At 60.1% G+C, this 15,015-nt stretch carries 12 protein-coding genes and 1 pseudogene; 9 read left to right on the top strand and 4 right to left on the bottom strand.

Features of this window, described 5'->3' with window-relative positions:
• Positions 1-57: 57 nt before the first annotated feature.
• On the bottom strand, positions 58-1,209 hold the full coding sequence (locus JMN22_RS11250) for a mechanosensitive ion channel family protein (RefSeq protein ID WP_030140000.1): 1,152 nt from the start codon (positions 1,207-1,209) through the stop codon (positions 58-60).
• A 191-nt stretch (positions 1,210-1,400) separates the two neighbouring features.
• Here JMN22_RS11250 and arsN2 point away from each other — a divergent pair, with 191 nt between their 5' ends.
• The 7 genes and pseudogenes from arsN2 (at position 1,401) to JMN22_RS11285 (ending at position 10,742) form a co-directional block, all read left to right on the top strand.
• The gene (arsN2, locus tag JMN22_RS11255; protein ID WP_198797805.1) at positions 1,401-1,826 is read left to right on the top strand and encodes an arsenic resistance N-acetyltransferase ArsN2; all 426 of its coding nucleotides are present in this window, start codon (positions 1,401-1,403) and stop codon (positions 1,824-1,826) included.
• Between the two features lie 228 nt (positions 1,827-2,054).
• A pseudogene (locus JMN22_RS11260) lies at positions 2,055-2,712 on the top strand (ribonuclease T2 family protein).
• A 223-nt stretch (positions 2,713-2,935) separates the two neighbouring features.
• On the top strand, positions 2,936-4,507 hold the full coding sequence (locus JMN22_RS11265; protein WP_198797804.1) for a sensor domain-containing diguanylate cyclase: 1,572 nt from the start codon (positions 2,936-2,938) through the stop codon (positions 4,505-4,507).
• Between the two features lie 202 nt (positions 4,508-4,709).
• Positions 4,710-7,286: a bifunctional diguanylate cyclase/phosphodiesterase gene (locus JMN22_RS11270; RefSeq protein ID WP_198797803.1), complete on the top strand. Its 2,577-nt coding sequence runs from the start codon at positions 4,710-4,712 to the stop codon at positions 7,284-7,286.
• 70 nt (positions 7,287-7,356) lie between these two features.
• On the top strand, positions 7,357-8,151 hold the full coding sequence (gene xth / locus JMN22_RS11275) for an exodeoxyribonuclease III (RefSeq protein ID WP_030140005.1): 795 nt from the start codon (positions 7,357-7,359) through the stop codon (positions 8,149-8,151).
• Positions 8,152-8,261: 110 nt separating this feature from the next.
• On the top strand, positions 8,262-9,083 hold the full coding sequence (locus JMN22_RS11280; RefSeq protein WP_030140006.1) for an arylamine N-acetyltransferase family protein: 822 nt from the start codon (positions 8,262-8,264) through the stop codon (positions 9,081-9,083).
• A 138-nt stretch (positions 9,084-9,221) separates the two neighbouring features.
• Positions 9,222-10,742 carry a nucleobase:cation symporter-2 family protein gene (locus tag JMN22_RS11285; protein WP_198797802.1) on the top strand — a complete coding sequence of 507 codons (1,521 nt, stop codon included), beginning with the start codon at positions 9,222-9,224 and terminating at the stop codon, positions 10,740-10,742.
• Between the two features lie 82 nt (positions 10,743-10,824).
• Here JMN22_RS11285 and JMN22_RS11290 read toward each other — a convergent pair whose 3' ends face one another.
• Positions 10,825-11,175 carry a hypothetical protein gene (locus JMN22_RS11290; RefSeq protein ID WP_198797801.1) on the bottom strand — a complete coding sequence of 117 codons (351 nt, stop codon included), beginning with the start codon at positions 11,173-11,175 and terminating at the stop codon, positions 10,825-10,827.
• 249 nt (positions 11,176-11,424) lie between these two features.
• Between JMN22_RS11290 and JMN22_RS11295 the strand changes: the two genes are divergently transcribed.
• Positions 11,425-12,246, top strand: a complete 822-nt coding sequence (locus tag JMN22_RS11295; protein WP_198797800.1) for a shikimate 5-dehydrogenase — start codon at positions 11,425-11,427, stop codon at positions 12,244-12,246.
• Between the two features lie 5 nt (positions 12,247-12,251).
• On the opposite strand, the gene JMN22_RS11300 is transcribed toward JMN22_RS11295, so the two are convergent.
• A complete protein-coding gene (locus JMN22_RS11300) occupies positions 12,252-12,899 on the bottom strand; it encodes a YceH family protein (RefSeq protein WP_030140009.1) in 648 nt (215 codons plus the stop codon).
• Positions 12,900-13,029: 130 nt separating this feature from the next.
• Between JMN22_RS11300 and JMN22_RS11305 the strand changes: the two genes are divergently transcribed.
• Positions 13,030-13,539, top strand: a complete 510-nt coding sequence (locus tag JMN22_RS11305) for a DUF1993 domain-containing protein (protein WP_030140010.1) — start codon at positions 13,030-13,032, stop codon at positions 13,537-13,539.
• Positions 13,540-13,611: 72 nt separating this feature from the next.
• Here JMN22_RS11305 and sstT read toward each other — a convergent pair whose 3' ends face one another.
• Complete coding sequence (gene sstT / locus JMN22_RS11310) at positions 13,612-14,844, bottom strand: serine/threonine transporter SstT (protein ID WP_030140011.1); 1,233 nt, start codon at positions 14,842-14,844, stop codon at positions 13,612-13,614.
• Positions 14,845-15,015: the final 171 nt, after the last annotated feature.

The raw sequence follows: 15,015 nt of genomic DNA on the forward strand, positions 1-15,015 counted from the left end.
CTTAGCTGAAGGGGCGGGGTGGTCAGTTGCGCTGGGTCATGGAAGCGAACTTGCAAGTTAATGCTGGGCGCCGGATGACGCATCAACTCGCAGCGGTTTTCTGACGGTGTTGCCCTGGGTCAGTTGTTCAGGCATCTCCGGCAACGAAGCCACATGCACGGCCCGGGACGGCATGGCGAAGCGCACGCCGATCCTGGCGAACTCGTCCATCATCCCCAGGTTGATGGCTTGCTGGATGTCCATGTAGACGTTGTAGCTGGGGTCCAGGACGATGTAGACCGTTTCGAATTCCAGCGTGCTTTCGCCGAAACTGCGAAAGTGCGCGCGGTCGAAACGGGTTTTTTCCTGGGCCTTGATGATCCTTTCGACGATGGCAGGCACTTGGCGAAGCTGTTCGGTCGAGCATTCCTGGGGCAGGGCGAATTCGAAGACGATGCGGCGTTCCTGCAGTCGTTTGTAGTTCTGGATGGTGGTGCTGATCATCCCGGCGTTGGCCATGACGATCTGCTCGCCGCCCAGGCTGCGGATGCGTGTGGTCTTCAGGCCGACATGCTCCACGGTACCGGCCAACGAGCCGACGACAATGAAGTCACCCACTTCGAACGGTTTGTCCACGGCAATCGACAGCGAGGCGAACAGGTCGCCAAGGATGTTCTGTACGGCGAGCGCAACGGCGATGCCGCCGACACCGAGGCTGGCGATGAAGGCGGTGATGTTCACGCCGAGGTTGGAAAGCATGGCCAGCAGCACCACCGCCCAGAGGAACACTTTCGCGCCCCAGAGGCTCAACGTTGCCAGGGCACTTTTCTGATGGATATCGGTGTGGCTGTGCCGGGCAAAATAATGCATCAGCGCCAGGGCGATCGCCCGGTTTGCCCACAATCCCACCTGCAAGGCCGCGACCACGAACCAGAGGCTGCTGACCCGTCCGAGCCAGCGTTCCGGCAGATCCAGCACACCGATGCCTATGAGGATCGAGGCCAGCAGCAACAAGGTGTTGCTGGTGCTGGACAGCACCTCGACGGCGATATGGCTGATGTAGGCGTCGGGCTTCTGCGCCCGGGCGCGCACGTTTTTCAACAGGAAACCGATACCGGCCCTGGCGACGATGAAACTCAGCGTCATCACGCTGAGGGCCAGTAACCAATTGGCGATGGAAATGCCGAGCAGTTGGGTGTCGGTAAAAATTTCGAGGGAGCTTGAATCCATTGGCGGGTCACCTGTGCCATTGCTGTTCAGGTTGTGCCCTGGCCGATTCAGTGCAAAGGCACGGGCCGGGCCATGAACTTTGTTAGTTCATGTGGGGTTGGTGCCGTTCAAATTTATTGCCGGACCGATTGCGAGCCTTTGAGTAAGCAGCGTAGCTTTACCCAAACACTAAGAGGGCCCTCGTCTTGCTCATGACAGCATTGAAAAAAGAACAGCTGGAGCCTTTGCGGGAGGCTCTTGTCCGGGCTCGTCTTCCGGTAAATGACCTGGACTATCCGGGTCGCTGTTTTTTCATGTTTAGCCTGCAAGGCATCGACATGGCATTCGGTGGAATCGAGGGGGAGGGCGCCGATCGGTTGCTGCGCTCTCTGGTTGTGCTGGATGGCCATCGCGGACGAGGCATTGGCGCGACAGTGCTGGCGACGCTTGAGGCGTTTGCAAAACGCGAGGGGGTGGTGCGGCTTCACTTGCTGACGGACACCGCCACAGCCTTTTTTGTGAGGCAGGGATATCGGGTACGGGACCGCTCCCTGGCGCCTGCTTCAATCAGTGCTACGGCTCAATTCCGGACCCTGTGTCCAGCCACGGCGGCTTATCTGAGCAAGCGCCTTGCCTGATGCATCAGGTTTACCGCCAACCCGGCCAGGTCGCCAGGTATCGGGCCTCGGTTGCGTGCGGGAGTCCAGAACTCGAAGGCCGCTTGCGTTAGGGGTGTTACATATTTCAGATGGCCCCCGAGACGGTTTGCTTGTAAAAAATCCTCCGTTGAATGCTGAGATCAAATTGAAATGATCACGGGCCGGACTCTGATTCCAGCCAGTAGCACATCTACCCAAGGAGGGGTCATGAAACAACGTTTACCTATAATCATGCTGTTCATCCTGTCGCTGGGCTTCATCAGCACAGGCAACGCCCGCGAGCCGCGCGACGCCGGAGTCGAGCCGGTTGCAGGGGTATTCGACTATTACGTACTGTCGCTGTCCTGGTCACCTACCTTCTGCCTTACCCATCAGAACGACTCGCAATGCTCCGGCAAAGGCTACGGTTTTGTCCTGCACGGTCTCTGGCCGCAATATGCCAGGGGTGGCTGGCCACAATCGTTCGAGCGAGATGCCCTTGACCGCTGCCGAGCGCGAGAAAGGCTTGACGCTATTTCCTACCCGCAAACTGCTGGAACATGAGTGGTCCAAGCACGGCACCTGCAGCGGCCTCGGTGCCATGGGTTACCTAGACGCTTCCGACCGGGCGCTTGGAGCAGTGAAGATTCCGACGCCATTGCAACCTTTCACTTCCTCTCATTATTTTGAAGCCGATGAAATCATCCGGCTGTTTCGCCAAAGCAATCCTGGTATCGAGGCCGATGGTGTCGCCGTGATTTGCCGTGGTCCGCAGTTATCGGAAGTACGGGTGTGCATGGACAAGGACTTGGCATTTACCGCCTGTGGCAAAGGCGTCAAGACTCAATGCAGGGCGGGCGAAATCCGAGTCCCCCCGGTTCGCTGAGCGCATTTTCCGACACAGAGGCGGTATGTCCCGCCAAAGGCATGTTCAATGAGCTTTTGAAGGGCATATCGGCCAGAAAATACCGGGGTTTTTGGATCCACTCGGCCATCCATCGACTTCCTCCTAAAGGCAAATTGCCGCCCCCCAAGCGGTACGCTAAGCTCCCGATTATTGGGGGCTTTTGAGCGATTCGCTCATGTTTTGCCCTCCCCAGGATTTTCGCTTGCCTATCCCCATCCATGATCCGAACCATGCGCCCGGCGGCGCCTTGAAACGCCTGCCGTTGCTCAAGGCTGCGGTGACGTTCATCGCCGCCGTGTGCCTGTGCCTTTGCGCTTTGCTCTATTTTCAATTGGAGCAGTCCCGTCGCCATGACCTGGACTCCGCGCGTGTTGCCTCGGCCAACCTCACCCGGGCCATGGCCCAACAGGCCCAGGACACGTTCGTACAGGCTGACCTCGTGCTGGCCAGCCTGGCGGACTGGATCCAGAACGACGGGTTCGGCCCGTCGACACGACCGCGCCTGCAGCAGACCTTCGCCCGGCGGGTGCAATCGCTGGAGCAGTTGCATGGCCTGTTCCTGTTCGACAAGAACGGCCAGTGGGTCATTACGTCCTTTGCAAGCCTGCACCGGGGCGCGGGGATCGCGGATCGTGATTATTTCAAGTTTCACCAGCAGAACGCCTCGCTGATCGCCCATGTCGGCCCGGCGATCCGGAGTCGACAAAACGGTGATTGGATCATCCCGGTTTCCCGCCGATTGAATGACGCGAAAGGCAATTTCCAGGGCGTGCTGCTGGCTGGCATCAAGATGTCGTATTTCGATCAGTTCTTTAAGAGTTTCAATCTCGACGCCAAAGGCGAAATGGCCCTGGCGCTGTCCGACGGTACGCTGCTGGCGCGGCGGCCGTTCGATGAAGGCCTGATTGGGCAACCGCTGGCCGAGGAGCACATCTATAAGCATGAGCCGTCGAACGCCGGCGCCGGCGATGCGATCATTCGCAGCGCACCCGACGGCGTTGTCAGGCTTTATGCGCACCAGCACTTGCAGGCTTATCCGCTGGTGGTGACCGCGGCGATGTCCGAGGAGGCGATCCTGGCGGGTTGGTACGACACGGCTTTTCAATCCAGCCTCATCGTTGCCTTGGTGGTGTTGGGTATCTGTTTGTTCGGCTGGGTATTCGTGCGTCAGGTGCGCAACAGCGAGCGGATCGAGGCGGACCTGCGCAAGGCCCAGGAGGCGTTGGAACTGATCGCCACCCACGACAGCCTGACCGGGCTGGCGAACCGACGGTTGTTCGAGCGGGCGCTGGACATCGAATTTGGCCGAGGCGCCCGTCAGCGCAGCCCCTTGAGCCTGATCATGCTCGACATCGATTTTTTCAAGCGCTACAACGACACCTACGGGCACGTTGCCGGCGACCACTGCCTGGCGGAGGTGGCGAGGGTGCTCAAGGGTTGCTGCCACCGCAAGGCCGACCTGGCGGTGCGTTTTGGCGGTGAAGAATTCGCGGTCCTGCTGCCCGATACCAGCCTGCCAGGGGCCATGGCGCTGGCCGAGCAGATCCGTCGCAGCGTCATCGACAAAAACATCATTCATTCGGGTTCTCCCACCGGCTATCTGACGGTGAGCCTGGGCTGTCATGCCTTCGTGCCCAGCAGTCTGGATAGCATCGAAGTCTTCATCCAACGAGCTGACGCGGCGCTGTACCAGGCCAAGCACGGCGGGCGGAACCGCGTCGCGGCGCTGTCGATGGAAGATGGACTCTGCGCGTTGGAGCGCTCTGATCGTTGAGATCGGTTGGAATCATCGGCCGCGGATAGCGGTCCATTGCTCAACACTTCCACACATGGTGCGTAGGCCTTTTCGGCAAATCCTGTGGGTTCGTCGATTGGCGCGGGTTGGCTGCTACGGTTAAAAAAACCAAGGGTCAATTGCGGTTCATGTTGTGAAGCTTGCACGGCGAAGCCAGCGCCGAAAGGACAGGAGCAGGTCAATGGATACCACTGCCGATACCCCTTCTGACGTCACCCGACATGCGCCGATTACCCTGCGCCTGGTCATAGGTCTCGGCGTGTTGTTTGTCGCAGGTGTCCTGGTGGCCATCGCCGTGCTGTTCAACATCGCGCAGAAGCTGGACGCGGAGGACGTGGGCAAGACGCATTTCTATATCGAACGCGCCCTCGATAATCGAATCACGGCGTCGAAAAACTACATCACCAGTTACGCCTTCTGGACCACGGCGTATGAGCACCTCAATGGCGAAGTCGATGTGCAGTGGGCCTACGCCGAACAGAACATGGGCAAGACCCTGTTCACCAACGATGAGTATGAGGGTGTGTTTGTGATTGATCGCGAGCGCACCAAGTATGCGGTGGTACGTGGGCAGCATGTCCAGGCCGAGGCGACAGAATATATCGACACGCCATTGGCGGACCTGGTGGATCAGCTCCAGGCACAGGCCGACCTGACGATGCCGCTGATCCGCTACACGTTGTTCGACGGCTGGCCGGCCATTGTCACTGCATCGGTGATCACGCCCAACGACGAACGCCCCCAGGTCGATCGCCGTGGCACGTCGATGTTGCTGTTCGTCGATCAGTTAACGCCGGTCAAGCTGCGCAAGTTGGGCAAGGGCTATGGCCTCACCGACTTGAACCTGGTGAAGGATACGGCGTTGGCTTCCGACCAGCCCGCCGTGCCACTGGACAGCACCGGCTACAGCCTGGTGTCGCGGCTGGAACGGCCGGGCCAGCAACTGCTCTGGTCCCTGCTACCACCATTGGGCGGGGCGTTGCTGATCCTGGCGTTGCTCACCGCCTACTTTTTTCGATATGCCATGCGTACGGCTCGCCAGGTGGACGCCGGGTATGACAGCCTCGCAAAGTCGAAACAGGCCCTCGAGGCCAGCGAAGAACGCTTCCGCGCCGTGGCCGAGGCCGCGTCCGACTGGATCTGGGAAGTCGACAGCCATCGGCACATCACCTACCTGTCGGGGCGCTTCAACACGGTCACGGGTTTTTCCGACCAGCAATGGCTGGGGCAGGATATCGAACAGCTCTTGTACTGCGACACCACGCCGATTGCGTTGTGGCTAAGCAAACTGGACGAAGAACAGCACGCCAGCAACTTGCGTTGCTCGTACCGCGACCATTCCGGCCAATTGCGATTCTGTCGAGTGTCGGCGCGGCCCATCCATGACAAGGCCGTCGTAACCGGGTATCGCGGCACCGCCAGTGATATCACCGACGAGGTGGCGGCCCATGCCCAGGTCCAGCACCTGTCGATGCACGATGCCCTGACCGGCCTGCCGAACCGCAACAAATTGGCGCGTCACCTGGATGATGCCTTGGTGGCCAAGGAACATTCCGCGCCGCTGGCGCTGCTGATGGTGGACCTGGACAATTTCAAGCCGATCAACGATTCGCTCGGCCATCCAGCCGGTGATGCGGTCCTGCTGGACGTGGCCCAGCGGCTTCGCGACTGCACCCGTGAGCACGACATGGTGGCGCGCCTGGGCGGTGATGAATTTGTCGTCGTGCTCAGTGGGATGGAAAACACCACTGAGATTGACCGGTTCTGCGAACGGCTGATCGAAAGCCTGCAGCAGCCGATCCACTACGAGACTCACTCGCTGCACATAGGCGCCAGTATCGGCATCGCTGTCAGCCGCCGCCAAGGCTACGTGCCGGGCGAGCTGATCCGCTGCGCCGACATTGCCCTCTACCAGGCCAAGTCCGAGGGCAAGAAGACCTGGTGCTATTTTGCTTCGCACATGAACGATCAGATCCAGCATCGTCGCCAGCTGGAAAACGACCTGCGCCAGGCGGTGAAAAAAAACGAATTCGTCCTGCATTTCCAGCCGCGCTATACGGTCGATGGGCGGGAGATCGTGGCTGTCGAGGCGCTGGTCCGCTGGCAGCACCCAACCCAAGGCTTGCTGGGCCCCGATGCCTTTATTCCATTGGCCGAGCAAACCGACCTGATCGTTCCGCTTTCGCGCTGGGTGTTGCGCGAAGCCTGCGAAACCGCGCTGAGCTGGCCGCGCGCGCTGATGGTGTCGGTCAATCTGTCGCCGGCCCAATTCGAACGCAGCGACGTCGTGGAGGATGTGCGCCAGGTATTGATCGAAACCCATTTCCCGGCCAGTCGCCTGGAGTTGGAAATCACCGAGAACGTCATGCTCAACGATGTGGACGGCGCGCTGCAGGTCATGAACGCGCTCAAGGAACTGGGCGTGCGCTTGAACATGGATGATTTCGGTACCGGGTATTCGTCCCTTGGTTATTTGCGCACCTATCCGTTCGATGGCATCAAGATCGATAAGCGCTTCATCGCCTCGATGAGCAACAGCAGCAATGACCGCGCCGTGGTCCAGGCGATCATCAACCTGGGCAAGGCGATGGGCCTGACCGTGACCGCGGAAGGCGTGGAAACCCTGGCCCAACTGGGTTCGTTGGGCACCGATCAATGTCACGAAGTGCAAGGCTATTTCCTCAGCCGGCCTATCGACAAGCAGGCGTTTGCAGACCTGCTCGAAAGCGGTCGATCGTTGCCGCGAACCGGTTCCTGAGTATTTGTTGCAACCTGCGCCGCTTGCCGCCGGTCACAGTTAGTGTCTTGGTAAATCGAGTTCATGGCCCATGAAAAACCTGCGGATCGCGACCTTCAACATCAACGGCATCCGGGCCCGGCTACCTAATCTGCTGGAGTGGCTGGAGCGGGAGAAACCAGACGTCGTCTGTTTGCAGGAACTCAAGGCGGCGGACAAGGACTTTCCCGCGGCGGAGCTGGAGTCGGTGGGGTATGGATCAATCTGGCATGGCCAGGCCTCATGGAATGGCGTCGCCATCCTGGCCCGCGATGCGCAGCCGCTGGAGAGCCGGCGCGGTTTGCCGGGCGGCGACGATGACAGCCACAGTCGTTACCTTGAAGCGGCGGTGCATGGCGTCCTGGTGGGGTGCCTTTATCTGCCCAACGGCAACCCACAGCCTGGTCCGAAGTTCGAATACAAACTGGCCTGGTTCGAGCGGCTGATCGATTATGCCCAAGGGCTGCAGGCGAGTGACCATCCGGTGGTGCTGGCTGGCGACTACAACGTGGTGCCCACTGACATGGACATCTACAACCCGCGCTCCTGGCTCAAGGATGCGCTGTTGCAGCCAGAAAGCCGCGAATGCTATCAGCGATTGCTGGACCAAGGCTGGACAGACGCATTGCGCCACCTCTACCCCGAGGAGCGGATCTACACCTTCTGGGATTATTTCCGTCAGCACTGGCAGAAGAATTCCGGGCTGCGCATCGACCACCTGTTGCTCAATCCGCTGGCCAGTGCCTACCTGAGCGAGGCGGGCGTGGACGCTTGGGTGAGGAACCAGCCACATCCCAGCGACCATGCCCCGACCTGGATCCGGTTGTCTTCGCGCAAGCGGCGTTGAACGGGGGCGTGGCACCCGGCAGATTGTCCGTGGACGGGAAATGCCTTATACCTGCCCAATCGCAGCGCGCTTATTGAAAACGCTGCACTCCACAGGAAAGGAAGTCCCCCATGAGCCAACTTCGACTGAGCGATACCGGTCGTTATCTGCGACGCCTGGGCTTCGACTCGGCACCGCCACCCACCCTTGAAACGCTGCGCCAGCTTCAATGGCGCCACACCGCCGAGTTCCCCTTTGAAACGCTTTCGACACTGCTGCGCGAACCCGTGCCGATCGACCTGGAGTCGGTGGAGCGGAAGGTTTTCGAACAGGGGCGCGGCGGTTATTGCTACGAACTCAATCAACTGTTCTTCGCGCTGTTGCAGGCGCTCGGCTTCAACGTCCGTGCGATCACCGGACGGGTGGTCATGAATGCCCCCGAAGGTGCCTGGACTGCACGGACCCATCGCTTGAGCCTGGTGACAATCGATGATGTTCGCTATATCACCGACGTCGGCTTCGGCGGCATGGTGCCGACTGCGCCGCTGCTGCTGGATAGCCGCGAGATGCAACTGACCCCGCATGAGCCGTATCGAATCGACGTCAACGAGGACGGCTATCTGTTGCGTGCAAAAGTCGCCGATGAATGGCGTCCGATGTACCTGTTCGATCTGCAACGCCAAGAGGAAATCGACTTCACCGTCGGCAATTGGTACGTCTGCTCCCACCCGGAATCACCGTTCATGGGCCGCCTGATGGTCGCTCGCACCGGCGATGGGGTGCGCAAGACCCTGAACGGCAACAGTTATGCGTTGCACCGAATCGGGCATGAAAGCGAGCGTCGCACCATCAACGACGCCGATGAGTTGATCGAGCTGTTGGAGAATGAGTTCAGCCTGCGAGTGCCGCCACTGGCCTCGCTGCGTCCGGCCATCGAGCAGCTATTGGTGTGACGTTTTGATCATTATGGTTTGGAAATTGCAGTCCTGTTGATGCCGCCACTGGCAACAAGTTGTATACAACTCTATGGACATTTGTCCTGAGTTTTGAATACAGTGTGCGCATAACAAAAAACAGGGAACCCCCGAACCATGAAAACGCCCCATGTTTCACTCCCACGGCCCGAGGACGAAAACCTCGGCGTCGGCGCGAATATGGCTTACGGCCTGCAACATGTGTTGACCATGTATGGCGGCATCGTCGCGGTGCCCTTGATCATCGGCCAGGCGGCCGGACTGTCGCCGGCAGACATCGGTCTGCTCATCGCAGCCTCATTGTTCGCGGGGGGGCTGGCGACCCTGCTGCAAACCCTTGGCCTGCCGTTCTTTGGCTGCCAATTACCACTGGTCCAAGGTGTTTCGTTTTCAGGCGTCGCGACCATGGTTGCGATTGTTGGCACCGGTGGTGAAGGGGGCTTCCAGGCGATCCTTGGCGCGGTCATCGCCGCCTCCTTGATTGGTCTGTTGATCACCCCGGTGTTTTCGCGGATCACCCGGTTCTTCCCGCCACTGGTGACCGGCATCGTCATTACCACTATCGGCCTGACACTGATGCCAGTGGCGGCGCGCTGGGCGATGGGCGGCAATAGCCACGCCCCTGACTTCGGCAGCATGGCCAACATCGGCTTGGCTGCTGTGACGCTGGTACTGGTGTTGTTGTTGAGCAAAATGGGCAGCGCGACTATTTCCCGGCTGTCGATCCTGCTGGCGATGGTCATCGGTACGGTCATTGCGGTGTTCCTGGGCATGGCCGACTTTTCATCGGTCAGCGAAGGCCCGATGTTCGGTTTCCCAACGCCGTTCCACTTTGGCATGCCGACCTTTCATATCGCTGCGATTCTGTCGATGTGCATTGTCATCATGGTGACGCTGGTGGAGACCTCAGCCGACATCCTGGCGGTGGGCGAGATCATCGACACCAAGGTCGACTCCCGGCGGCTGGGCAACGGCTTGCGCGCTGACATGCTGTCGAGCATGATCGCGCCGATCTTCGGCTCGTTCACCCAGAGTGCCTTCGCCCAGAACGTCGGCCTGGTGGCGGTGACCGGTATCAAGAGTCGTTTCGTGGTGGCCACTGGCGGGATTTTCCTGGTGGTGCTCGGGCTGTTGCCGTTCATGGGCCGGGTGATTGCCGCCGTGCCGACGTCGGTACTCGGCGGTGCGGGTATCGTGCTGTTCGGTACCGTTGCGGCCAGCGGTATCCGGACCTTGTCGAAGGTCGATTACCGCAACAACGTCAACTTGATCATCGTCGCCACGTCTATCGGCTTCGGCATGATCCCCATCGCCGCGCCTAACTTCTACGATCATTTCCCAAGCTGGTTCGCAACTATTTTCCATTCCGGCATCAGCTCTTCGGCCATCATGGCGATTGTCCTGAACCTCGCCTTCAACCACCTCACCGCCGGTAATTCCGATCAACAATCGGTGTTCGCCGCCGGCACCGAGCGGGTCTTGCGGTATCAGGATCTGGCCGCGTTGCGCGAAGGCGACTATTTCAGCGACGGCAAACTGCACGACTGCGATGGCAATGAGATACCGGTGGTGGCGGTGCCTGACCATCTGGCGCCAGAGCATGGCCCGGCGCGTCTGAAAAGCAGCGAGCATGTCTGAATCCTGATAACAGGACTCCTTCATGAAAAAAGCAGCCTGGGGTCATCGACCGCAGGCTGCTTTTTTATTGCCTAATAACTGATTACCAGCGGCCGTAATGACCGCGTGGCGGGCCGTAGTAATAGCCCCGTGGTGGCCCGTAATAAACCGGAGCCGGGCGGTAGTAGATCGGTTGTTCCACGTACACCGGCTGCGGCTGGTAGTAGACCGGTGGGGGTTGCTGCACATAGACCGGTTGCGGTTGCACATACACCGGCTGTTGGACGTACACCGGCCGGTCACGGCTGATGAGCGCGGAGCCGACGATGGCAGAGCCGACGATGGCGCCGAACACTGCGGGCCCCTCCCAACCACCGCGACCATGGGCGGATGCCTGGCCGGTGACCGCGAGTGCCCCCACGAGCAGGGCGATGATGGGGAGTGTGCGTTTCATGGCGATTCCTCGTTCCGGCCCCGGCGCCTGTGGTCTGCAACAGACCCAAGTAGGGGCGCGGGGATACTTGCTATGACAGCGATTTTCCCAGGATTTGCGACGCCGTTGGGTAAATATTGTGTAAGGTCTGTCGCTGATTTTTTTTACACAAACGGGCGAGTCGCTGCCCTACGCCCGGTGTCTGATCATCGAATAAACCGGTCAGGACGGCGATTCCGTTTGTCCGAAAAGTGCTCGGAGGAGACCCGTATGCAAATGAATCCCAACAAAGACACCCAGTTGTGCATATCCCTGTCGGGGCGCCCAGGCAATTTCGGCCTGCGTTTCCACAATCATTTGTATGAACAATTAGGGCTGAACTTCTATTACAAGGCATTCAGCAGCCAGGACCTGCCCGGGGCCGTGGGCGGTATCCGCGCCCTGGGGATTCGTGGATGCGGTGTATCGATGCCGTTCAAGGAGGCTTGCATAGCCTTGGTCGATGAGCTGGATCCTTCCGCTGCGGCGATCCAGTCGATCAACACCATCGTCAATACCAACGGCCATTTGAAGGCGTATAACACCGATTACATCGCCGTCGCCCAACTATTGAAAAGCCATGCCGTGCCCACGGAGTCGACCTTCGCGCTACGGGGCAGTGGTGGCATGGCCAAGGCGGTCGCCAGCGCCTTGCGCGACGGGGGCTACAAAAACGGGCTGATCGTCGCTCGCAACGAAACCACCGGACGCGCCCTGGCCGATTCCCTGGGTTACGACTGGCAAGCCGAACTGGGAGAGCGTCGGCCACAGATGCTGATCAACGTGACGCCGATCGGAATGACCGGGGGCGTGGAGGCGGATCAGCTGGCATTCGAGCCGTCCGCCATTACCGCTGCCGAGACCGTGTTCGATGTCGTGGCGATTCCCTCGGAAACGCCGTTGATCGTGCGCGCCAGGGCGGAAGGCAAGCGGGTCATCACAGGGCTGGAAGTCATCGCGATCCAGGCCCTGGAGCAGTTTGTCCTGTACACCGGCGTGCGGCCCAACCTGGAGCAGTTCGAAAAAGCCGTGGCTTTCGCCCGGGCCGCGTAGCGCTGTTATTCCAACCGCGCCAGCCGTTCCTCCAGCGCCGCGATGCGCGCTTCGAGCTCTTCGATGCGCTCCAGCGACACGCCGCCAGCGGTGTTGCGCTCGGCGGGCTGGTGGCGGGCGGCGAGGATGGCCTCGATGTCCGCCGGATCGCCCATGGCATGCACATAACGGTCTTCACGTTGGCCGGCCTGGCGCGGAACCAATAGCGCCAGGCCGCGGGCAATCAGGCGCTCAAGCTGATGCACGACCTGCTCGGTGTCTTCGAAATCGTGCATGCGGCCGCTGCGGGTCAGCAGTTCATTGACCGTTTGTGGGCCGCGCAGGAACAGCAGGCCCATCAGGATCACTTGGGCTGGCACCAATTCCAGCGCCTTGTCGACCCGGTGCTCCCAGCGGTCGGCGCGGCTGCCCATGACCAATCGGGTAAAGCCGCGGCCTTCCAAGGCGCGCAGGCTCTGGCCGACCTGGCCTGGATTGAGATTGGTCACCGGTTCGCGGCTGGTTTTCTGGTTGCAGGCCAGCACCAGGGCGTTAAGGGTGAGAGGATAGGTCTCGGGATTGGTGGCCTGTTTTTCGATCAGTGCACCGAGAATGCGGATTTCTATGCTGGTGAGCCGTGGTTCGTCGGCCGGGCTTTGTTCTTCGATGCTCATCGCGCGTTCCCTATGCTGTGGAAGCCGCCTAGCGTAATCCTTGCGCAATAAAAGACAAGGTGCGTAACAAGCCGTGGCTATAATCGCCCACGTTCGATGTATTCCCTTCTATCACTCGCATGAGATTGCCATGACACTTTCCCTGTATGCCGCTTCCGTCCCGGTCTTCAAGCAGATGCTCAATGCCCTGAGCGACGTCCTGAACAAGGCCGAGGCCCACGCCACTTCGAAGAACATCGACCCGAACGCTTTCCTGCAGGCCCGCCTGTTCCCTGACATGTTCCCGCTGGTGCGCCAGGTGCAGATCGCCGTGGACTTCGCCAAGGGTGTTTCCGCGCGCCTGGCCGAGGTTGAGGTGCCGAAATATGACGACAGCGAGACCACCTTCGCCGAGCTGCAAGCGTTGATCACCAAGGTGCTGGCCTTCATCGAAGGGATCAAGCCTGAGCAGATCGATGGCAAGGAAGGCATCGAGATCGTGACGCGTCCGGGCACGCCGAAGGAGAAGCGCTTCACTGGCCAGAATTATTTGCTGACCTATGGCCTGCCGCAGTTTTTCTTCCATGTGACGACCGCGTACGCATTGTTGCGCCATAACGGCGTGGAAGTGGGCAAGCGTGATTACATGGGCGCTTTCTAAAGCCTCCGCCATGAAAAAGCCCGGAACGGTGCGAGCCGTTCCGGGCTTTTCTTTTTTGCGGGGCTGTACGGTTTACGCAGTACGCTGCGCTCGCTCTTCCTCGCCCAGGCAAGCCGCCGCCGTGAACAAGACATCGGTGGACGAGTTCAAAGCCGTTTCAGCCGAATCCTGCAGCACACCGATGATGAAGCCCACCGCAACCACCTGCATGGCGATTTCACTGGGGATACCGAACAGGCTGCACGCCAGCGGGATCAGCAACAGCGAACCACCGGCAACGCCGGAAGCACCGCAGGCGCAGATCGCTGCGACGACGCTCAACAGCACGGCCGTTGGCACATCCACCACAATGCCGAGCGTATGCACGGCCGCCAATGTCAGGACCGTGATGGTGATGGCCGCGCCGGCCATGTTGATGGTAGCGCCCAACGGGATGGAAACCGAGTAAGTATCTTCATGCAGGCCAAGACGTTTGCTCAGTTCCAGGTTCACCGGAATGTTCGCCGCCGAGCTGCGGGTGAAGAACGCGGTGATGCCGCTCTCGCGCAGGCAGGTGAACACCAGTGGGTACGGGTTGCGACGCAGTTTCCAGAACACGATGAGCGGATTGACCACCAGCGCCACGAACAGCATGCAGCCGATCAGCACGGTCAACAGGTGCAGGTAGCCGAGCAGGGCGCTGAAACCGGAGGTGGCGAGGGTCGAGGCCACCAGTCCGAAAATCCCCAGCGGGGCGAAGCTGATGACCAGCCGTACGATCACCGTCACGCCGTTGGACAGGTCTTCCAGCACGGTGCGCGTGGTTTGGCCCGCGTGGCGAATGGCGATGCCCATGCCGATGGCCCAGGCCAGGATGCCGATGAAGTTGCCGGTCATTAACGCACGGACCGGGTTATCGACCACGCTGAGCGCCAGGCTTTGCAATACTTCGCTGATGCCGCCTGGCGCCGTGACGGCAACGTCCTGGGTGGCCAGCACCAGGCTGGAGGGGAACAACGTGCTGGCAATGACCGCGACCACTGCCGCGGCAAAAGTACCCAGCAGATACAGGAACAGGATGGGCCGGATGTGGGTTTCCTGGCCGTGCTTGTGGTTGGCGATGGAGGCCATGACGAGTACGAACACCAGGATCGGCGCCACGGCCTTGAGCGCGGATACAAACACCTTGCCGATGAACTCGGTGGATTTCGCCAGATCTGGCGCCAGCCATGCCAGGACAATACCGGCGATCAGGCCGATGATGATTCGCGTGACCAGGCCAGTCTGTTTGAGGCGTTGCAAAAGTGAAGGGGACACAGCAGTCATAACGGCATCTCTGATTTTTTTATGTGCAACGGTCAGCCAATCAGGGCAACAAGCGGGCAGGCCACATCAGCTGGACCGAAAAGAAGGTGGAGCAATTTGCAGGCCGCGGACTTTATCACAGCCCGACGAAAAATCTGACGGACCTGTGACGATCCGTCACCCGCACGTTTA

It is taken from the genome of Pseudomonas sp. HB05 (assembly GCF_016756915.1).
Lineage (GTDB): Bacteria > Pseudomonadota > Gammaproteobacteria > Pseudomonadales > Pseudomonadaceae > Aquipseudomonas > Aquipseudomonas alvandae.